At 34.2% G+C, this 22397-nt stretch carries 18 protein-coding genes and 1 rRNA gene; all 19 read left to right on the top strand.

Annotated elements, in window-relative coordinates; all coding sequences use genetic code 11:
• The first annotated feature begins 155 nt into the window (after nucleotides 1–155).
• Nucleotides 156–959 (top strand): class I SAM-dependent methyltransferase, encoded by an 804-nt coding sequence (locus BUB90_RS14680; protein WP_073289123.1) that lies wholly within the window; start codon nucleotides 156–158, stop codon nucleotides 957–959.
• Between the two features lie 260 nt (nucleotides 960–1219).
• The gene (locus tag BUB90_RS14675; RefSeq protein ID WP_073289122.1) at nucleotides 1220–1597 is read left to right on the top strand and encodes a GntR family transcriptional regulator; all 378 of its coding nucleotides are present in this window, start codon (nucleotides 1220–1222) and stop codon (nucleotides 1595–1597) included.
• On the top strand, nucleotides 1590–2492 hold the full coding sequence (locus BUB90_RS14670; RefSeq protein WP_073289120.1) for an ABC transporter ATP-binding protein: 903 nt from the start codon (nucleotides 1590–1592) through the stop codon (nucleotides 2490–2492). Before BUB90_RS14675 ends, BUB90_RS14670 begins: the two co-directional genes overlap by 8 nt.
• Nucleotides 2467–4617: a DUF6449 domain-containing protein gene (locus tag BUB90_RS14665; RefSeq protein WP_073289119.1), complete on the top strand. Its 2151-nt coding sequence runs from the start codon at nucleotides 2467–2469 to the stop codon at nucleotides 4615–4617. The genes BUB90_RS14670 and BUB90_RS14665 overlap by 26 nt, the downstream gene beginning before the upstream one ends.
• Before the next feature lie 313 nt (nucleotides 4618–4930).
• The gene (locus BUB90_RS14660; protein WP_073289117.1) at nucleotides 4931–6685 is read left to right on the top strand and encodes an ABC transporter ATP-binding protein; all 1755 of its coding nucleotides are present in this window, start codon (nucleotides 4931–4933) and stop codon (nucleotides 6683–6685) included.
• Nucleotides 6685–8475: an ABC transporter ATP-binding protein gene (locus tag BUB90_RS14655; protein WP_073289116.1), complete on the top strand. Its 1791-nt coding sequence runs from the start codon at nucleotides 6685–6687 to the stop codon at nucleotides 8473–8475. Before BUB90_RS14660 ends, BUB90_RS14655 begins: the two co-directional genes overlap by 1 nt.
• Nucleotides 8476–8652: 177 nt before the next feature.
• Nucleotides 8653–10026, top strand: a complete 1374-nt coding sequence (locus BUB90_RS14650; RefSeq protein ID WP_073289114.1) for a YjiH family protein — start codon at nucleotides 8653–8655, stop codon at nucleotides 10024–10026.
• Between the two features lie 210 nt (nucleotides 10027–10236).
• Nucleotides 10237–11379: a CAP domain-containing protein gene (locus BUB90_RS14645; RefSeq protein ID WP_073289113.1), complete on the top strand. Its 1143-nt coding sequence runs from the start codon at nucleotides 10237–10239 to the stop codon at nucleotides 11377–11379.
• Nucleotides 11380–11523: 144 nt separating this feature from the next.
• Nucleotides 11524–11976, top strand: a complete 453-nt coding sequence (locus tag BUB90_RS14640) for a 6-carboxytetrahydropterin synthase (protein ID WP_073289111.1) — start codon at nucleotides 11524–11526, stop codon at nucleotides 11974–11976.
• A 24-nt stretch (nucleotides 11977–12000) separates the two neighbouring features.
• Nucleotides 12001–13005 (top strand): Firmicu-CTERM sorting domain-containing protein, encoded by a 1005-nt coding sequence (locus BUB90_RS14635; RefSeq protein WP_073289110.1) that lies wholly within the window; start codon nucleotides 12001–12003, stop codon nucleotides 13003–13005.
• Nucleotides 13006–13121: 116 nt separating this feature from the next.
• A complete protein-coding gene (gene xrtG / locus BUB90_RS14630; RefSeq protein WP_073289108.1) occupies nucleotides 13122–13712 on the top strand; it encodes an exosortase family protein XrtG in 591 nt (196 codons plus the stop codon).
• A complete protein-coding gene (locus BUB90_RS14625) occupies nucleotides 13699–15087 on the top strand; it encodes a TIGR03111 family XrtG-associated glycosyltransferase (protein ID WP_073289106.1) in 1389 nt (462 codons plus the stop codon). The genes xrtG and BUB90_RS14625 overlap by 14 nt, the downstream gene beginning before the upstream one ends.
• On the top strand, nucleotides 15077–15859 hold the full coding sequence (locus tag BUB90_RS14620; protein WP_073289103.1) for a glycosyltransferase: 783 nt from the start codon (nucleotides 15077–15079) through the stop codon (nucleotides 15857–15859). The genes BUB90_RS14625 and BUB90_RS14620 overlap by 11 nt, the downstream gene beginning before the upstream one ends.
• A 28-nt stretch (nucleotides 15860–15887) precedes the next feature.
• Nucleotides 15888–16976, top strand: coding sequence for a hypothetical protein (locus BUB90_RS14615; protein WP_073289101.1), 1089 nt, complete (start codon nucleotides 15888–15890; stop codon nucleotides 16974–16976).
• An 81-nt stretch (nucleotides 16977–17057) separates the two neighbouring features.
• The gene (locus BUB90_RS14610; RefSeq protein ID WP_073289098.1) at nucleotides 17058–17462 is read left to right on the top strand and encodes a GtrA family protein; all 405 of its coding nucleotides are present in this window, start codon (nucleotides 17058–17060) and stop codon (nucleotides 17460–17462) included.
• Nucleotides 17463–17515: 53 nt separating this feature from the next.
• Entirely contained in the window at nucleotides 17516–17953 is a 438-nt protein-coding gene (locus BUB90_RS14605) for a 6-carboxytetrahydropterin synthase (protein ID WP_073289096.1), read from the top strand.
• Nucleotides 17954–17965: 12 nt separating this feature from the next.
• Nucleotides 17966–20425, top strand: coding sequence for a 6-pyruvoyl-tetrahydropterin synthase-related protein (locus BUB90_RS14600; protein ID WP_073289093.1), 2460 nt, complete (start codon nucleotides 17966–17968; stop codon nucleotides 20423–20425).
• A gap of 1 nt (nucleotide 20426) precedes the next feature.
• Nucleotides 20427–21527 (top strand): non-hydrolyzing UDP-N-acetylglucosamine 2-epimerase, encoded by a 1101-nt coding sequence (gene wecB, locus BUB90_RS14595; RefSeq protein WP_073289328.1) that lies wholly within the window; start codon nucleotides 20427–20429, stop codon nucleotides 21525–21527.
• A 716-nt stretch (nucleotides 21528–22243) separates the two neighbouring features.
• Nucleotides 22244–22397: ribosomal RNA gene (locus BUB90_RS14590) — 16S ribosomal RNA — on the top strand; the annotation flags it as partial.

Genomic DNA, 22397 nt, shown 5'->3' with positions numbered 1-22397 from the left:
ATAAGAGTTTTGCATCAAAAATAATAATACACAAGTACATTAACCAACTTCAGATGAATAAATAGTCCCTAGTATTCATTTGATATAAGAGATTAACCTTTGGAACCTCCAATCCAATATGAGCGTTGATAGATGAAAGGAGTACGTTTGCTAGAATGAGTGAATTTGAAAAGGAAAAAGCAAGTGAGATTTGTAAGCAGGAGAATGAAGAAGCTTGGAATCAGCTTACTTATGAGGCTTGGATTAATAAATTTGGTACTTCTGATAAGGCAGCAGAGCGAATTCGTCAGAATTCAGAAAAGGTGTTATCCGTATTACTACCTAAGTTTGGCGATGTGAATGGTAAGAAGATTGCCAACTTAATGGGATCGAATGGGACAAAAGCCGTTGCACTAGCAATGCTTGGTGCAGAAGCAGTTGTTATGGATTTCTCAGAAGGAAATCGTCGATATGCAATGGAATTAGCCGAGAGTGCAGGAGTATCAATCCGCTATGTGCTTGAGAATGTAGTAGAACTTCCTGAAGAAGAATTAACAGGAGATTATGATATTGTTTTTGCTGAGATAGGAATACTACATTACTTTACTGATTTACACCCATTGTTCCAAACGGCATTTCGTTTATTGAAGAAAGATGGAATCTTTGTTTTACGTGATTTCCATCCCGTAAGCAATAAGTTAATTACGTCTCGAGGGACAACTGCTAAGATTCGTAAACACAAGGTAACAGGGGATTATTTTAGTACAGAATTAGTTGAAAGTGAGATATCTTTTGCGAAATATATGCCAGAAAGTGAGACAAGGAAAGTATATCTACGGAAATGGAATCTGGGAGAAATTATTACAGCAATGGCACAGGTTGGTTTTCATATCGAAGGTTTAGATGAAGAACCGAATATGTCTTGTGAACAGTTTGATAAGGGAATCCCTAAGACATTTACTATAAAGGCAAGAAAATAAATAACAAAAAGGTATATTGATGCTAATGCATATTGGAGAAAATTCCATTTGCATTAGCTTTTTTATTGAAGGAACGTAATAGGAAATAAAATGAAAATATACCTTGACAAAATACATACACACAACTATACTAACTGTATTAAGAGTGATAATACAGTTAGTATAATTTCTTATGAATATTAAGATTTTCATAGTTATTCATCTGAGGGAGAAGATTGACCTTTTGAAACTCGAAAACGAATTAAGGAAAGGAGAGCAGGATGATAGTTATTGATTACAAAGACCGACGACCAATTTACGAGCAAGTAGTAGAACGATTTCAAGAACTAATCTTAAAGGGTGCACTACCAGCCGATACGAAGTTACCATCTGTTCGTAATTTAGCAATGGAATTATCGATAAATCCGAATACCATTCAAAGAGCATATGCAACTCTAGAACAGAAAGGGTATATCTATTCGGTTAAAGGTAAAGGAAGTTTTATAGCAGGGGATGTGGACTTAATGAATTATAAGAAAATGGAAGTATTAAAACAGTTAGAAGATGCTATTAGTCTGGCTAAGAAAACAGGGATTGATTATGAAGAGTTAGTAGAGATTAGTCAGGAAATCTATAAGGAGGAGCAAATCAATGATTGAAGCAATTAATGTAAGTAAGACATTTGATGACATCAAGGCTGTTGATCAGATATCTGCTACGATCAAAGAAGGAAATGTATTCGGACTCGTTGGAACAAACGGGGCTGGTAAGAGTACTTTTCTTCGTATGATGAGTGGAATTCTTAAACCTGATAGCGGGGAAATCAAATTAGATGGAATGAATGTTTATGAGAATATAGAAGCAAAAGAACGTTTCTTCTATATATCAGATGAACAATTTTTCTTTCCTAATGCAACACCAAAAGATATGAGGGAGTTTTACCGTAGTATATATAAGAACTTTGATGTAAATCGATTTGATAAATTGATTGGTCAGTTTGAATTAAGCCTGACAAGAAAAATTAATACATTTTCAAAGGGTATGAAGAAGCAGCTATCAGTAATTTGTGGTATCTGTGCCAATACAAAATATCTCTTCTGTGATGAGACATTCGATGGTCTTGATCCTGTAATGCGTCAAGCAGTTAAGAGTATATTCGCAAAAGAACTTACAGAACGTGAGATGACACCTATCATTGCATCTCATAACTTAAGAGAACTAGAAGATATCTGTGATCATGTAGGTCTTTTGCATAAGGGAGGAATTCTGTTGTCGAAGGATTTATTCGATATGAAATGTAGTATTCATAAGGTACAATGCGTCTTCAAAACACAAGATAGAGTAGAAGAGGTAGAGAAAGAATTAAATCTATTAAAGAAAGAACAAAGAGGTTCTTTGTATACGTATACAGCAAGGGGAACTTGCGAAGAAATTACCGCTATTATTCAGAAGAGAAATCCAATTTTCGTCGAAGTGTTACCGCTTAGTTTGGAAGAGATATTCATTAGCGAAACGGAGGTAGTAGGATATGACATCAAGAAACTTATTATGTAGACTAATGAGAGAAGATGTGAAGAGACGTTTATGGGCGATTGCCATTTCTTTTGTAGCATTCTTATTCGCGATACCAGTATATACTGCTACTTCAGTAGAACGAGTAGTGAATATGTTTAAGCAGGGGCAGGCACTGGGAGATCGACATGAGTATCTATCAAATACTGCTATGTATTGCTTAGGAGTAGGAAATTCAGCGTTAGTATTACTTACAATTATATTGGCCATATTATGTGGTATTAGTGGGTTTTATTATCTACATTCAAAGAAAAAGGTAGATTTCTATCATAGTTTACCGGTTAAGAGAGAGTCATTATTTTCCTCCATCTATATAATCGGTATTGCCATCTATGTGATTCCTTATCTTGTATCCCTAGCCATTGGATTTGTCATAGTTGGTACCAATGGAGCCTTTGGTTCTAATGTGTGGATAGAAGCATGGAAAGCATTCGGCGTTAATCTATTAAATTATTGTCTCACATATACTGTTGTAATTATAGCAGTATTATTAACTGGTCAGCTTATTGTAAGTATCTTGGCAAGTGGTGTATTCCTTGCATATGGACCAGTGGTAGCAGTTCTTATTGGCTCTTTAAAAGACACATACTTTGAGACGTATTATGAATATGGTTCCATTACAGAGTCATTCCTTTTCAGATGCTCACCAATTAGTGCATATTTTAATATGACTAATGCTGTGTATGAGAAGACACTATCATTCGCTATCACTTTGATTTATATAGCGGTTACAATGGTTTTAGTAATTCTAGCAGTTTTCTTATATCGCAAGAGATCATCAGAAGCAGCAGGAAAGGCAATCTCTTACCAAGTATTGCAGCCTTATATTAAGATAGTGGTTAGCGTACCAATTGGTTTATGGAGTGGTATAATCTTCACATCACTAATGAATGCAAATTCCTCTTTTTGGTTGATTTTTGGTATGGTTTGCGGGTACTTATTATGTAGCTGTATTATGGAAATCATCTATCATTTTGATTTTAAAGCAGCTTTCAAGAGTCGTGGTTCATTACTTGTTGGCGCAGTCCTTATGTTTGCGATATTCTCTATGTTTAAGTGGGACTTATTACAGTATGATAAGTATATACCTAGTAAAGATAAGATTGAGAGCATGAGTGTTGCACTATCAGGTATAGACAATAACTTAGAGTTTAGGGTTTATAACGAGGACAATAGTAGATACAAGATTTCTTATATGGATAGAATAGGTTATGCATTCGAATATATGAATCTGAAGGACAAAGATGCTGCCTATGAAATTGCAAAGATGGCAGTTGAAGGAGAGGCCGTATTGAATGAGGGAGAAATCGATAGTGATAGCGATTATGATAAATACATGACTATTCATGTACAATATCGCTTAAACTCAGGAAGACATATCTATAGAAGTTATGCAATTGCTGTAGAACCTTATTTTGATTTGCTAAACCAATTATATCAGAACAAAGAATATAAAGAGGGTGCCTTCCCAATATATACAATGAAGGAAGTAACAAACGTTACTTGCTATAGTGAATTCCAAAAGTTGAGTATTACATTAACAGAAGAGGAGAAAGCACAATTATTATCATTGTATCGAGATGAACTTTTAGCACTTTCTTTGGAAGATGTAAGAAATGAAGTACCACTAGCCACCATAGACTTTGGGTATACTACTGATGAGAATGACGTTCTTAGTTATAGTGCATTGGTATATCCGTCGTTCACAAGAACAATCGACTTCTTAAGCATGCATGGATTTGATTTTACGAAAACATTTAATCTTGCCGATATAATGAATGTGAGTATTGATTATCGAATACCACAGTATGCTCATGAGGAGGAGCAATACATTGCATATATGAAAGAAAATCCAGAATGGACTTATGACAAGAGTGTTATGTATAAGGATGGTGATACTATAAGTGAAATTCTTCCGTATCTTTTTAATAATAGTTATGCATGGAACAATGGTATACTAACTAATTACGACCCTAATGTCACCGTTACCGTTACCTGGAAAACTGATGAGTATGGTAATGTGACGAGTAATCAATATGCTATTGTTAGCAATAATATCCCTGATTTTGTGAAAGAAGATATTATGTATGCAGAGACAAGCAAATAATAGACTTGAAACTGAACTACGTAATACAGTAAGTTAATATAGTAAATATAAATAGCTGTAACATATTCATTAGGCATGTTATTATATGCCTAGTAAAGTTGTTACAGCTATTTTTTGCATAAATAAATGGAAATTAACAGGATGTTTTGCGATTATCCAATCAATACATGCAAAGAAATTGTTATAACTTGCAATAAAATTGTTAGAATTCAAAAATTGTTTGCCCTATAATGAATGGAAGCTAAACATAATTGTTATGGTGTAATATTTTGAATTGGTCTAATCGAGACCATGGAAAGGAAAGAGGGACAGTATGTCGGCAATGCAATGGTTCTACACATTCGTGAAGAAATACAAGTATCGACTATTATGTGCATTATTATTAGTAACAATCACATCGGTACTTGCAATTATCAATCCATACGTTTCAGGTATGTTAATTGATGAGGTAATAGAGGGAGGAAAGCATTCGTTACTCCCAAAACTAATTGTAATATTGATAGGAATAACAGTAGTACGATCTATATTACGTTATCTATTCCTGATGATTTTCGAGAAATCATCACAAGGCGTTTTATATTCTATGAGAGATGCCTTATATAAACGGTTATTAGAACAAGATTTCCAGTTCTATAATAAGAATCGTACAGGAGATCTCATGTCTAGACAGACAGGAGATATGGATGCAATCCGCCACTTTGTAGCCTACGTAATCTATGCAATCTATGAGAATGTAATCCTATTTATAATTGCTCTGGTTATGATTTTTACAGTAGATGTTCGCTTAGCGCTTTGTATGGTTATAGTGTTACCGTTTACTGCATTGACAACTTATTTTCAAATGAAGAATATTAAGCCAGCGTTTCATAAGATTCGTAATCAATTCTCTAGTCTTAATACCTTCGCACAAGAGAATATTAGTGGAAATAGAGTAGTAAAAGCATTTGCAAAAGAAGATTTTGAAATAGAGAAGTTTGATAAAGAAAACGATGCATATCGGGCAGCAGAGCTTGGTGCGACTGCTATCTGGACCAAATACATACCTATTTTTGAATTCTTCTCCAATTTGTTATATGCAATATTAATGCTCGTTGGTGGTATTATGGTTGTTAATAAGCAGATGACACTTGGTAATCTATTCACTATTAATGGATACTTATGGATGCTTAACAATCCGCTTCGTATGGCTGGTTGGTTAACCAATGATGTACAGAGATTTGTAACATCGGTTGAGAAGATCTATTCAACATTCTGTGAAGAACCGGATATCAAAGAGCCAGAAGGTGCTTATAAGGGAAAACGTGTCAAAGGTAATATTGAGTTTCGTCATGTAAACTATAAAGCAGAGGATGATGTAATTCTTAAAGATATTGATTTTACTGTTAAATCCGGGCAGACGGTAGGTATTATTGGTGCTACCGGTTCAGGTAAATCGACCATTATGAATCTACTTTGTCGTTTCTATGATGTAACAAAAGGTGAAGTGTGTATCGACGGCGTGAACGTTAAGGATATGGATCTTCATTATCTAAGAGATCATATTGGTATGGCGATGCAGGATGTATTCTTATTCTCAGATACCGTAGAAGGTAATATTGCATATGGTAGACCGAATTGTACCTTCGAAGAGGTGGAGAGAGTTGCGAAGATTGCGAATGCACATGATTTCATTCTTAAGATGCCAGAAGGATATGATACTATTGTTGGTGAGCGAGGAGTTGGGCTATCAGGCGGTCAGAAGCAAAGAATATCACTTGCCAGAGCACTGCTTAAAAATCCATCAATTGTAATCCTTGATGATACAACATCTGCAGTTGATATGGAGACGGAGTCACAGATTCAAGAGGCTCTAGGGAATTTAGCTGATGAGAGAACTGTATTCGTAATTGCCCATAGAATATCTTCAATAAAAGATGCAGATTTAATTCTTGTACTTGATAATGGAAGAATAGTGGAATCGGGTAATCATGATAGTTTACTTGATAAAAAGGGCTATTATTATACTGTGTTTAACCATCAATATGGTGAGTTTGATACAATTGCATCAATGAAGGAGGGAATCAAGTAATGGCTAGAAATAAATATGATGTAGATGAATCCTTAGAGACGCAATTTGACGTAAACCAATTAAAACGATTATTTCATTATATAAAACCATATCGTAATAAAATGATATTTGTAATTATAATTATGCTAACAGCCAGTGCATTAAGTATGCTTGGACCAAAACTTCTTATGGTTGTTATGGATAATTATATTCCAAATGAGAATATTAGCGGAATCGTTAAGATGAGTATCTTATATCTAATTGTTGTGCTAGTAATTGTAATTACACTTAGAATTAAGATTAAATGCATGGCACAAATCGGACAGGATATTATTCACCAAATTCGTAGAGACTTGTTTGTTCATTTGCAGGAGTTACCATTTTCCTATTATGACGACCGTCCACATGGTAAGATTCAAGTACGTGTCGTAAACTATGTGAATAATATTAGTGATTTATTATCCAATGGTATTATTAATACGATTACTGATTTATTCAGTTTAGTATTCATTATTATATTCATGCTTACAATCAATGTGAAATTAACACTGATTTGTCTATGTGGTATTCCAGTCATGGTAGCCTTTTTAATAACTATTAAGAAGAAACAAAGAAGTGCATGGCAGAAGTTAAGTAATAAATCATCGAATCTAAATGCTTATATTGCAGAAAGTATGAATGGTATCCGAGTTACACAATCCTTCGTACGTGAGGAAACGAATTCAAATATCTTCAATACATTAAGCGATAATTATCGTTCAGCATGGATGGAGGCGGTACACTATAACTTTATGTTATCTCCACTTGTGGATAACATATCAGCCATTACCACATCGATTATTTACGTATTAGGTATATCTTGGTTGGTAGGCGGAGTGAATGGAGTTACAATTGGTACGTTGGTAGCATTTGCTTCTTATATAAGTCGTTTCTGGGCACCAATTACGAATATGGCAAGTTTCTATAATAGTTTGTTAACTGCGATTTCTTATCTTGAGAGAATCTTTGAAACTATTGATGAGCCAGTTGACGTGAAGGATGCACCAGATGCTATTACAATGCCACCTATTTATGGTGATGTGGAATTCAAGAATGTATATTTTAGCTATGAGAAAGAGAATCCGATTCTTAGAAATGTTAGTTTCAAGATCAATAAAGGTGAGTCTTATGCAATTGTAGGTCCTACAGGAGCAGGTAAAACAACCATTATCAATTTACTTAGTCGTTTCTATAATCTAGATTCAGGACAGATCTTAATTGATGGAATTGATATTAATACAGTAACAATTAAATCCTTACGTTCTCAGATGGGGGTTATGCTACAGGATAGCTTTATATTCTCTGGAACAATTATGGACAATATCCGTTACGGTAATATGATAGCAACAGATGAAGAAGTTATAGAAGCTGCAAAAACGGTTTGTGCACATGACTTCATCATGCAGATGGAGAACGGATACCTAACGGAAGTGAATGAAAGAGGAAATCGACTATCAGCAGGACAAAGACAATTAATTTCTTTCGCGAGAGCATTGCTTGCAAACCCTAAGATTTTAATCTTAGATGAGGCAACATCAAGTATTGATACGGAAACAGAAATTGCCTTGCAAGAGGGATTAAATCGCCTACTCAAAAATCGTACTTCGTTTATTATTGCTCACCGTTTGTCAACAATTAAGAATTCAACCTGTATTATGTATGTTGACAAAGGAGAAATTATTGAAAAAGGTAGCCATGATGAATTGATTCGTTATGGTGGTGAATATAAGGAATTATATATGTCTCAATATAAGTTTTTATTGAACAACTAAGGTTACATTTAATAGAGTAGCTAAATATAATTATAAGTGTTGAAAGATAACGGTGGTAGAACTTACCACCGTTATCTTTATGTATTTATATTGATTTTTTATACACCATTGGATATAGTAGTTCATACACGCGTCAGCTTAAAACTATGGATAAAACAGTAATAAGTGGGAGAATGAATGAACAGAAGTAATAATTATTTAAAGAAAGAATTATATATTAAAAAAGGAAAGAATTATATAAAGTTTTTAATTCCATCAGTTATTGGAATTATACTCTTTATGTTTCCTGTAGTGAAGGAGGGAGAAGTTACAATTCCAATTGCACTACTATCTAATTTGATGAGTGACTATATCGCACCTTATATTGACTATATCTTAATTGGAGTATTGACAATATCCTTTTTTGGAAGCTTACTAACACTAATTTTTAATAAATATTCGAACAAGGACAAAGTATTGTCGGAGTTATTTGCCGTGTCACCATTATGGTTAGTTGGTAGGGGAATTGCATTCGCATTTGGTTGTATCGTATTATTTGCAAAAGATATTAATTTTATTGCATCAACGAATACAGGGGGCCTTGTATTTTACAATTTGCTTCCTGTATTGTTTACTATATTCTTACTTGCAGGTATTCTATTACCATTGTTATTAAACTTTGGCTTGTTAGAATTCGCAGGTGCTTTACTAATTAAGGTTATGCGCCCGGTATTTGGTTTGCCTGGTAGAGCAGCTATTGATGCAATAGCTTCCTGGCTAGGAGACGGTACAATTGGAGTTTTATTAACCAGCAAGCAATATGAAGAGGGATTCTACACCGAGAAAGAGGCTTGTGTAATTGGAACAAACTTTTCTCTTGTATCGATTACCTTCAGTTTAGTTGTAATTAACACCGTAGGTCTATCGCATATGTTTGTGCCATTCTACCTTACTGTTACATTTGCATGTATCATGGTAGCGATAGTGTTACCAAAATTGCCGCCACTTTCAAGAAAGAAAGATCGTTTTTATGATGGAACCCATAAGACTGACAAAGAGGAGATACCCACTGACACAAAATGTTTTCAATATGGAGTGCAGAAAGCTCTAGAGAAAGTTGATGGTGTCAATGTATGTAAGAGTGTATTGATAGATGGATTTAAGAATGTACTTGAAATGTGGATTGCAGTTATCCCAATTGTTATGACGATAGGAACCGTCGCTTTGCTTATTGCAGAATATACACCAATCTTTCGTATCCTTGGCTTACCTTTCTTACCTCTTCTTGAGATACTAGGGGTACCAGAGGCAGCGGTTGCATCACAAACGTTGTTTGCTGGGTTCGCAGATATGTTATTACCTTCTGTATTAATCGCTACTGTAACAAACGATATGACAAGGTTTGTCGTTGCCGCAGTTTCTGTATGTCAATTAATCTACTTATCAGAAGTAGGAGCGTTACTAATTGCATCAAAGATTCCAGTTAATATTAAGGAAATCTTTCTGATATTTATTGAGAGAACTTTAATTACGTTACCAATTGTTGCGATAATAGCAAGATTTTTATTCTAGAGCAGGGTTCTAGTTGAAACCTACCTCAGATTCGTGTTGTTGATCAAATTATAAGACCATTTGTCTAGAATGTATGACTAGATAAATGGTCTTTTTACATTTGTTCCCTTATAATACCTAATCGTAGCAATATTTCCATTAATAATATATTACATAAATGTTACAAAAGTGTTACGATATAAATGAATTTAATACAAGGGAGAAAAGAATATGAAGAGAAAGAAAATACTGAAAATATCAATTTTAGCCTGTTTACTGTGTATAGTAGTTAGCTACATAACAATGCCGCTTGCAAACCAAGGTGTTTGGAAAGCACATGCTGCTACATCGTTATCTAAGTCGAACCTGACAATCAAACAACGAACGGCAACAACGGCTACACTTTCCATGAGTAAAGTTTCAGGGGCACAAGGATACAGCATCTATCGTGCAACCTCAAAAGCTGGAAAGTATGCGCACATAGCAAACGTAGCATCAACAACATATAAAGATACAGGGCGTAAGTCTTCAAGCAGTTATTACTACAAGGTACGTGCTTACAAAACTGTAAATGGCAAGAAGGTTTATAGTTCTTATTCTAATGTAGCTTATGTTTCCTCTACGTTGAAAAAGACAGCGAATGTAAAAGTTACAAATCAAACAAATGGACGTAAGATAAGTTGGAACTACGTGTCAAACGCAAGTAAATACAACGTATATCGTTCCAATTCGCTAAATGGTAAATATGAATATATAGGAAGTTCAACAACATTAAGCTATACAGATATGTCAGCTGATTCCTCTATAACATATTATTATAGGGTGCGAGCTTATAGGAAGAGTGCGAACATAAAGTACTACGGCGTATATTCAAGCAAGATTAAATCAAACAAGATTACATTCGGAAGCATTAATGGAAGTAATAATGGAAGCAATAACGAAAGTGATAAAAATGCAGATATCAATCAAGACAACCAAAGTTCGTCTACATCAAGTAATGCGGCCTATACACAAGAAGTGTTACGTCTTGTTAATATTGAAAGAGCCAAAGAAGGTTTAAGTCAATTAACAACAAATTCAACGATAGAGAAGGCAGCATATGTTAGATCGCAAGAGATTAAGAAAAGCTTTTCACATACAAGACCTAACGGTTCTTCGTTTTCAAGTATATTAAAAGAAATGGGTATATCATATCAAGCGGCTGGTGAAAACATTGCATACGGTCAAAGAACACCAGAAGATGTTGTGAATGCATGGATGAATTCCTCTGGTCATCGTGCAAATATTATGTCAAAGAACTACAATAAACTAGGAGTCGGGTGTTACATTGATAGTAATAATGTAGTGTATTGGACTCAAATATTTACAAATTAGATTGCTTATGACCATTAGTTTCTAAAAAACTACAATATGATTGTGTGTTATGATGAAATCTGTAGAAAATTAGAAAAAGGTATTTGTTATTACTATGTAATGTGATAAAATAAGAATCAAAAGATAGAAGTGTGAGGAGTAGCTATGATTTTACAAGATAAGTTGTTGCATTATTACAAATTCAAATATTATTTTAGTGCACAACATTCTATGACAAAGTCAGATGAAGGTATGCATCCTCACACATTTACTATCTTATTGTATATGGAAACATATGAGAATTATAATATTGACCTTTTTTCAAAAGTTGATCGTTTCCTAGAAGAGTATTTCAGCAGATTTTCAGGAGAAAAATTAAATAAACTTGCCTGTTTTGAAGAAGAAGTACCAACCATAGAAGTTATGGGGGAGTATTTTTACGAAGAAATTAAAGAAAAGTTACAGAGTGTAAATTTGGATTTAATTCAGATTGATATCTGTGAAAATCCATTGCGTATCTATTCGATTTCTGATCGTATTCTTCTTTCTTCTGCTCATATACAGAATAGTTCAAGACAACTTGAGAGAATATTAGAAGCTCAAAAAAAGTACTTATAAGTAGTCGAATACGGAGTGATTCTTATGAAAAGAAGTTTATTAATTATTTGTAGCTTGTTACTAATCACACAAGCAATTGCAATACCTACCAATGCTATCGCTAGTCAGACCGTAGATAGTGTCGTAACGGAAGAGGATTCTGCTAAGGCAGAAGGTGCCGATGCAGAAGGTAATGTAACGGAAGAAGAAGTTGATAGGGAAGAAAGTAATATAACGGAAGAAGAAAATAATAAGGAAGAAAGTAACGTAACGGAAGAAGATAACAAGACAGAAGATAACAAGACAGAAGATAACAAGACAGAAGATAACAAGACAGAAGATAACAAGACAGAAGAGGAAAGTGATATAGTTAGTGAAGAAACGGAAGAAACTGCGGAAGATTTATTAGAAGGCATTGAAGATGAGAATCTTACATATGGGGGGACTATCCAGGTAGACGGTACGTATTCAGATTGGAATCACATTCCGCATACAGATATCTCATGGTATTCACCTAATCCAGATCAAGTTCATCAAGGTGCATTATATCTTGATGGTGATATTCTTTATGGACATTATAAGATGAACAATGCGTTCAATAGACAGATGATAGTAGGTTACATGGAACTTACAATAAACAACAGTACGAAGGTTGGGTTGACTATTCAAAAGGGTACATCAGACGGTAACATTGATTGGGATACAGACATGTCTAATCTTCCGGAAGGTATTACAACTGGGTTGGGTGTTTTTTACAATGATTATCCGAAGTATTATATGGGAGAATCGGTTTTTACTGTATATGATAAAAATCATTCAATTGGTGATGAAGTTGAATTTGCGATTGATTTGAATGTAATTTCTCATATAACTGGTATTCCGGTTGAGTCGATGCGAGAGATTAAGTTATACAATCCGAATATTGGTAGAGATGAAATCGTAATGGCAGGTTCATCATCAGGAGCAGTTGTTGGTGTGATCGTTATGACGGCAATAGCAGCAGGTGGAGTGGTATATCTAAAACGTAGAAAAGTTAAGGCTAAGGCATAACAGATGGCAGGAGTATAGATTTACATTGGTGAGAATTGTATGTATTGATGTTTAAACCACAGCAAGTGTGCTGTGGTGTTCTTGCTGTGATATGAAAAAGAAAGTTGTGAAATAGTATGAATTGGTTGACATTAGTTGCATTGATTATTTGGGTGTATATATTGTCCGTATTACGACGCGGAAAACTAGATTTCTGGTACTTTCTGATAGGGAGTGCCGGATTATTTGTGTTGTGTATGGTTTTTGTTCAACCTGTACTAACAACACCTTTGATCAAAGCAGTTACTATGGTTACGGGTGGTGTAGGAAAGGTGTTGCGTTTGTTTGAAGGGTACCCAGAATATGCATTACTTTTTGTTAAGAATAAGAGCGGTGCTATTTCTTTGGTTGTGGATTATGAATGCGCTGGAATTATTGAAATGGCAGCATTCTTTTCTTTGCTTATTTTTTTTCCTGCTTATCTTCATATGGAGAAGGTATTGGTAGGTATCATCGGTGGTTTGTATTTATTCCTTGCTAATGTTATTCGACTAGCTGTAATCTGTGTAGCAATCAGTATGTTTGGAAATGAAGCCTATTTTCTTGCTCACACAATTTTGGGAAGGATAATCTTCTATGGATTATCTATGTTACTTTACTACTTTGTGTTTACGAAAGCACAGATTATAAGACAGAAGGTAGGTAGTTTTAGTTATGAAGATAAATGATTTCATAGTTAGTACTATCGTTTTCTATATGGCATGGGTTATTATCCCTATTTTGTTAGAGGTAATTCCGGCGATCTTTGATGTATTCATTCTAATCAAAAAACGTTTAATCAATAAACGAGGGGAAGCATTAAAATACTTACCCGAGATTACAGTAATTATACCGGTTTATAATTCAGCAGATACATTAAGGAATTGTATTAAGTCTGTCTATGACTCGGATTACGATAATCGTTTGATTTATGTTATGGTTGTACACAACGGTGGTAATGACAACAGTTTCGAAGTATTTAGTAAGTGTCAATTAGATTTTCCTGAATTGAACATGAACTGGTTGACGTCAAAACAAGGAAAGTCAAAGGCTTTAAATCTGGCGTTATTTAATAGTACAGGGAAATATATTATTCATATTGATAGTGATGGAGTTCTTCACCCACAAGCACTACGTAATATGGTAATTTACTTTGAGAAGAATGAGGAGGTTCATTGTGTAACAGGAACAATCCTTACGGATCCAACATTAATTGATGAGACCGATAAATTCTTCTTACGAATCTTACGAAAGATAGAATTTTGCGAGTATGCACAAGCATTTCTTGCAGGAAGAAATTTTGAAGCAGAGTTCAATAATATATACACGTTATCGGGTGCATTCTCTGCTTTTAGAAAATCAACGATACTAAAGACAAAATTGTATAATACGGATACTGTTTGTGAAGATACACAAATCACTTTTCAAGTTAGAGAATGGCTCAATCAGAAAGTTAGTTTGTGTCCAGACGCGTATTTTTTTGTTGATCCAATTGAAGATGTGAACAAACTCTATACACAAAGACAACGATGGCAGCGAGGAGAACTAGAAGTTGCACATATGTTTGAAAGAGAAAAGAAGACATTCAATCGTTCGAATAAGAAAAAAAAGAAGTCTTTTAATGTAATTACAAAATTAATTTTATATGATCATACATTTGCATTACCTCGTATGATATGGTATTTTGCATTACTTTCCTTGATTTTTATGAATTATCCGTTGCGGTTAGTTATTGTATCGATGGTTCTGATCTATTTCTTCAATGTAATGACAACATTTTTGTTCTACCTCTGTATATCATTATTCTTGAAAAATAACAAAGAACTTAGGCGTTATTACGTTCGCAAGTGGTATCTAATGTTCTTGCTTCCTCCTTATAATTCGATGGTATTTTGGTTCCGTTTCGCTGGAATTATTAATGCAATTAAAGGGCAACAAGTATGGCGTACGAATAATTTAACGCAGGAGCGCGAACATTTTACAGAAACTATAAGAAAAGATTTTTCGGGAATTACTCGAATATTGGATAAAATGATAGAGAAGGTGAATAACGATGAAGAATAGATTAATAGTTGCATTACCAGCGTATAACGAACAAGGGAATGTGGAACGAATGATTGAGAGATGGCTTTCGATGGAGGAAGTAATAAAAGATAGATATGGGCTCGGTTTAGAAGTTGCAATCGTTAACGATGGTAGTAGTGATAAGACAGAGATATTAAGTAAGAAACTATCTGATACCTATGAGAATGTTACTCTGATCAATCATGAGGTTAATAAAGGGTTAGGAGAAGCTGTTAAGACTGGTGTAAAATATGCAATTGAACATAAATATACCTGTAAGTATCTATGTATTATGGATTGTGATAATACGCAGGATCCAAGCTATGTTTTGGATATGTTAAAGAAGACAGAAGACGATGAATCAGTGGATGTTGTCATTGCATCTCGCTATCAAAAAGGTGCAAAGGTTCATGGGTTAGCAGGTTATAGACATCTTACTAGTATAGGAGCAAGATGGATATTTAAACTTTTACTACCAGTTAAACAAGTAAGAGATTATACTTGTGGCTACCGTTTGTATCGTACAACTTTATTAGAATGTGCATACAAGGAATTTGGAGAAGAAATTATCGAGAATGCTGGTTTTACTTGTATGGTAGAACTTCTTTATAAATTAAACATAATCGGGGCTACGTTTGCTGAAATACCATTTGAACTTCATTATGATGAAAAAGTGGGAGCAAGCAAGATGAAAGTAATAAAAACGTCTGTAAGAAGTATAAGCTTGGGGATTCAACTAAGGCAACTAGGTATTAAGAGAAGGAAGCGGTAGGAGAAAATTAGAGAGAAGAGGTGTAAGTTTGAAAGATAAGAGGGTCTTTAAGATAAACAAGTACAACACGGCTGTCTTTCTAATACTCCTTATTATTATCTATTCGATAGTATCTAATAGTAGAAGTATAAAGAACCAAGAAAAGCAATTCCTAGATTTGTATCATAATGAAATGCAAGTCAAAACGGATTTGATTGCGGAGAGTGTATTGTTTTCCTTACAAGGGAATATTGCTGAAATTAATAATTGGGATAAGTTCTTAGCGATTATAAGCAGAGAAGATTCTATTGATGATTCGTCGTGGGTGTATGTAGCGTATGAGGGAGTTGTTCTTTACTATAAAAACCATGACTTAATAAAGGCCAATCGTACAATTTCATTGGATAAGTTTGTGGTACAGTTACAAGAGAACTCTATAATTACGACGCAAAGTTCATTTTCTTATGACAATGGAACCTTTACGATTGGCTTAACAGCAAGTAAGAATATGGTTCTCATGGATTGGGGATATAGTACGTTCAATATGGTGTTACTTCTTCAAATTATTGTAGCGACGCTGTTGTTAGCTTTAATTGGAATCGATTTTATACGAAAGTCGATGATGGCGTCTATGGAAGTAGTACGTTTAGAAAAAGAAGTGGTGAGTCTGAATCGCAAGGTAGAAGAGATTAACCAGGAATTAGATCGGATTACTTTGGAAAAAGAGAGTAAAGGATTGAGCCAGATAAATCAAGCAATTCAATATGATATGGAATTAGTAAGAGTATTATTAATGAAGACAAATGCTACTACTTATCTGCCAGTCACTATAATTTATGTACGATTTGATATGGGGAATCTATACTTCACGAAGAAGAGAATGAGTGAAATCGAAGAACAATTACGAGTTCAATTAGTTCATAACTATGAGTTGTTTGAGGTTGGAAAAGGTGAGTTTATATTCCTTCTGATAAGAACGGAGATTGGTGATTTTATGAAATCCCTTGTTATAGTAGAAGAAAGAGCAGAGAATATTGCAAAAGAGAATGGAATTAAAGCAACTGTTAAATGTAGAACTATTACTAATGTAATAGAAGATCCTTTAATGGAACTAGAAAAGATACGTGAGAGGATATAGGAAATACAGATACATTTGTCGCCATTACTAAGAGTTTTACGATTTTCTAATAGAGAATAAGACTGAAAGGAGCAGATAAAAATGCTAAAGAAGTACAAAAGAATAGGAACTTATTTACTCAATTCTGTTCTTGTAACTGTATTGGATACAGCTATTGTATGGTTTATGAATATACTATTAGGCTATGATTTAGTGATAGCAAATACGTGCGGTGTAGTTTCAGGAACTGTTGTTGGTTATTTTTTGAATGCACAATATGTTTTTATAGCAGCAAAAGGGAAAAGGGGAGCCTTTGTTTACATCCTTACGTTTTTGTTTGGACTATTCTTAGCAAATGCATTAATATATATGGGAAATACATTTTTGTTTGCTACATTTCCAGAAAAATTGAATTTTCTATTTAGCAAAGGTCTATCCATTATTGGTCCTTTCTTTGTATTATATTATATTAGAAAGAAACTATATGAAACGCCTTGTAATGTCTAAGATAGACGAAATAGTTTTGCAACTGAGTAATTAATTGGAAGGGAGGTTAATTCGTGAGATATCACCAATATAAATTTAAGTTCTATGTGAATGCAAGCCATGCAATCTATATAAATGGTAATTTAGGTGAGAGGCATTCACATACATGGGAAATTACAATAAATACACTTAAGATACAGAATAACTTTGTTCAGTTTGACCGTCTTGAACAACAGATTGAAGAATACTTCAGTAAATACCAGGAAAACTACATTAACGAAATTCCTCCATTTCATCATGTGAACCCTACATTAGAAAATTGTTGTGAGTACTTTAAACAAGAGTTAGCAGAATTACTTCGAAAAGAGGGCTGGTTATTGTTAATGATTGAGATGAGTGAAACTCCAACAAGAGCATATGTAATAAACTTATTAGACGAGATGGGAGATAATCATAACAAGGATATGGAAGCAATTGCGGATGCTATATTAGATAAATTAGTAGAAAGATAGTAGGTTAATAGTATGAGTGAAGAAATTGAAGTGACGAAAGAAATTGAAGTTACGAAAGTTAAAAAGCATAATATTTCCATGGTTAAAGTAATCTTATTACTTCTTCTTATTTCAATCGCGTTCGTATATTTCATGTTCCACTATGGATATGTTGTATCAGGAAATGATGCTTGGGGGCATTTATTTAAGTCTAATCTTCTATATGAGAATATAAAAGAAGGAAATACATATCCTTTGTACACATCTTTATGGTATAACGGGGTGCAGCCTTTTCGGTATTGGGCGCCATTACCTTACTATATTCTAGCTTTCTTACAATGGATTGCCGGTGGGAGTATTACTGGTGCCTATGTATTGTTCGCTGGAGTATCTGTGTTTTTTGGGGCTCTTGGGTGGGTATTATTTGGTAGAGCACAAAATCGTATTGTCTTAGGAACTACGCTAGGAATACTTTGGTTTTTTTTACCAGAGAATATTCGGGTATACTTCTGCGAAGGAAATATCCCAAGAATGGTTACCGCAATTATTATTCCCTATTGTGTATATGCAATATGGTTATTCTTTATTAAACGTAAAAACAATGCAATGTTTGGAATTATTGCAAGTATGGTAGGAATCACCTTAAGCCATGTTATGATTTCTGCTATGGTCGGGATTGCAACATTTATTTTCTTGTTATTCTATGTATTATCTAATAAAGAGTACAAACGAGCAATACAGACATTGTTTCTTATGCTTGTTTCATTTGCGATAAGCGGATTTTGGTTATTACCGGCTTTATCCGGTGGATTAGTTGGTATGGACCCAGAGGCAAGTGCTTCTGTAATGAAATCGTTAGCTTATTCGTTCAATGAATCTCTTAATCCTTTGATAAGAATAAATGGTATTATTGATACGTTTTATTATGGGATATCCATTGTTATAATTTCAGTGATCGGTGTTTTACTTGCTAGGAAAGGAAAAAAGGCAGGATTTATTACAGCTATTGTAATTGTTTTATTAACTACGGTTGAAGTTGTTCCTATTCTTTCTAAGATGCCACTAAGCCAATTGCTTTGGATGATGCGTTTTGCAACCATTGCATATGCATTTTTTTATTGGTCGTTACTTGAATGGACCAGTGTAAGGAAGTATTTCTGTATTATCCTTATGGGAATATTAATATTAGATTGTGTACCGTCATTTAATATAGAAAGATACTATACACAGGTAGCAGGAAAAGCAGATGAAGATTTGGAATATGCAAAAAGTATAACTTCACAAAGAGTAGCAGTATTAGATTTGAGTGCATATGGTTCCTATCCATCTTGGCAATTATGTGTGGGTGAAGACCGTGTTGACTATTCCTATGGCTGGGCTTGGCAAGGTGCGACTACATCTTCAAATATAGTTATGTTGAATACGGCTGTTGAATACGGAAAATATGCCTATGTGTTTGATCGTTGTATTGAACTAGGTAATGATACAGTAGTGTTACCAATTAATCTAGTGGAGGATTCGAATACGGCTGAAAGTGAATTATTACGTGCAGCTAAGCAAAGCCAATATGTTCTTATGAGAAAATCAAACAACACATATATCTTTCACAGAGATACACCAGAACAATTTGGTGTACGTACCTCGTATCAAGGGTTAGCGATTGGTAAGAATGCTGAATTAATAGTACTATCCTATCCGGTGTTTGAGGTAGCAAGCAAAGAATATATAGATGCATATTCCATTGAGGAATTAACAAAATATAAAGTGTTATATCTATCTGGTTTTAGATATCATGATAAAAAGGCGGCAGAGAAATTACTTACAGAAGCAGCAGATGCAGGAGTGCGTATTGTAATTGATATGTCCTATGTACCAGAAGATCCGGTTACCAAAAGAACGAGTATATTAGGTGTCACAGGACAAGCGGTTACCTTTAATAGTCGTTTCCCAGATTTAGAATATAAAGAGAATACGTATAAGATGGATTATTTTGAAAGCGAGAATACAAAGTGGAGAGCTTCTTATATAGATGGAGCAAAAGATATTACTGGTAGCGTTAACTTTATGAATATGAATCTCCCATACGTTGGTACAAATGATAATGAAAATATTATATTCCTAGGGCTTAATCTCTTATATCATGGCTTGCAAACATCGGATAGTTCTGCGTATACCATTATAAATGATATATTAGGGCTTCAAACTGATGTTATTCCAGAACGTGAAATTGTACCAATTAAGGCCGATTATGGGAAAGACTACATCTCTATCGTTGCAGAGTCAGTACCAGTTAATACAACGATAGCATATCAAGATACGTTTGAATCAAAGAACGCAATGGAAAGTTCTAATAATTTGTTAGTAGTAGAGGATAAACAGACATATATCCAATTAAAGTATCCACTATTAAAAGTGGGTCTTATATCTACCAGTGTAGGAATTTTACTTACGTGTATGTTATATTTCTGGATAAGAAAGGAGAAGCATGAGTAAGATGAAGAAGAAGGTAATGCTTGTTTTTGGTACAAGACCAGAAGCGGTTAAGATGTGTCCATTGATTATAGAATTAAAGAAAAGTGAAAGATTCGAAGTAGTTGTTTGTGTGACAGGTCAACACAAAGAAATGTTGTTACAGGTACTAGATTGTTTTCATGTAATACCAGATTACAATTTGGATATTATGAAAGAAGGACAAACTTTAACAGATATTACAGTTAAGGTACTTATTGGGGTGCGTGAAATTATTATTAAGGAAAAGCCTGATCTTATGTTGGTTCATGGTGATACAACCACAACTTATGCAGCGGCAATGGCAGCTTTCTATGAAAAAGTTACTATTGGCCATGTTGAAGCTGGGTTGCGTACCCATGATTTAACATCGCCATATCCGGAAGAATTTAATAGACAAGCAGTTGGCGTTATGGCAAATTACCATTTTGCACCGACAGTACAGGCAAAGGATAATTTAATTCGAGAAGGTAAGCAGGCTAGTTCTATCTATGTAACAGGGAATACTGCAATTGATGCTATGAAATATACTGTGAAAGAAAAGTTTGAGCATCCTTTGCTTGATTGGGCAAAAAACAGTAGGCTGATCTTGTTAACAACTCATAGAAGAGAGAATACTGGGGAAGCGATGATTCGAATATTCATGGCAGTGAAAGATATTCTGCAACAATATCAAGATGTTAAGATCGTATTCCCGGTACACAAAAATCCGGAGATACGAAATCTAGTTAATCAATATTTAGGAAACCTAGAACGCATACGTATCGTTGAACCATTGCAATTAGATGAGATGCATAATATTATTAGTAAATCTTACCTTATCATGACGGATAGTGGTGGATTGCAAGAAGAAGCACCTGCATATGATAAACCAGTTCTTGTATTAAGGAATACTACTGAGAGACCAGAAGGAGTAGAAGCAGGGACATTACGTCTTGTTGGAACAGATTCAGGGGAAATCTATAGGGTTTGCAGTGAACTGCTAGATGATTCGGCGTGTTATCAAACAATGAGTAAAGCGAAGAATCCGTATGGAGATGGAACTGCCGCTGTGCAGATAAGAAAAATTCTAGAAGAAAATATGTGATATTAGGAATATTACTTTCCTAATATGGAGATATTAAGCACTGTGAATCAACGTAAACAATGATTAAAGGAGAAAAATGATATAAATTATAGAAAAACAGATTTCTATAAAAAAAATGCCATTTAATTGTTGACAAATGTTTGTATAAATGATAAAATTAATTTCGTCGCTGAATATCAGCGTTTAAATAACTGATAATAAGATGAATTTTTTCTGCTTGACAAACAATTTGTGTCATGATAAAATAATTAAGCTTTTAAATTAAAAAATAACTTAATTCACAGAAAATAATCTTGAAAAAAAGATATTGACAAACAAATCAAAATATGTTAAGCTGATTGAGCTGAAAAAAACAGTTAAACACTTAGTTGTAAGAAAATAAAAAAAGAATTTTCTACTTGACATACAATTTTGAAAGTGTTAAAATATCGAAGTCGCTTATAAAACGGCGAAATAATACAAACAACGAACCTTGAAAATTGAACAGTGAAACAACCCTGAAAATTCTAATCGTATTCACAAGTTTTACTTGATAGAATTCGAAAAAAGATTTTCAATAAATAAACGAACCGTATCATTGTGAGGAGTTAGTAATAACAAATCAAATTTGATACACCAAGCGAATTTATTCGCTTTTGTAAATTTATGTCGAAAGACATACGGAAACTAAAAGCCAGTTTTAGGTTAGTAAGTTCTGAATAAAGAGATCAAAATTTTAATTTGAGAGTTTGATCCTGGCTCAGGATGAACGCTGGCGGCGTGCTTAACACATGCAAGTCGAACGAAGCAACTATCTTGCTTGCAAGAGAGTTGACTTAGTGGCGGACGGGTGAGTAACGCGTGGGTAACCTGCCTCATACAGGGGGATAA

It is taken from the genome of Anaerosporobacter mobilis DSM 15930, assembly GCF_900142955.1.
GTDB classification, from domain to species: Bacteria; Bacillota; Clostridia; order Lachnospirales; family Lachnospiraceae; genus Anaerosporobacter; species Anaerosporobacter mobilis.
Note: the sequence above shows the minus strand (reverse complement) of the source record. Positions and strands in the feature narration are given on the sequence as shown.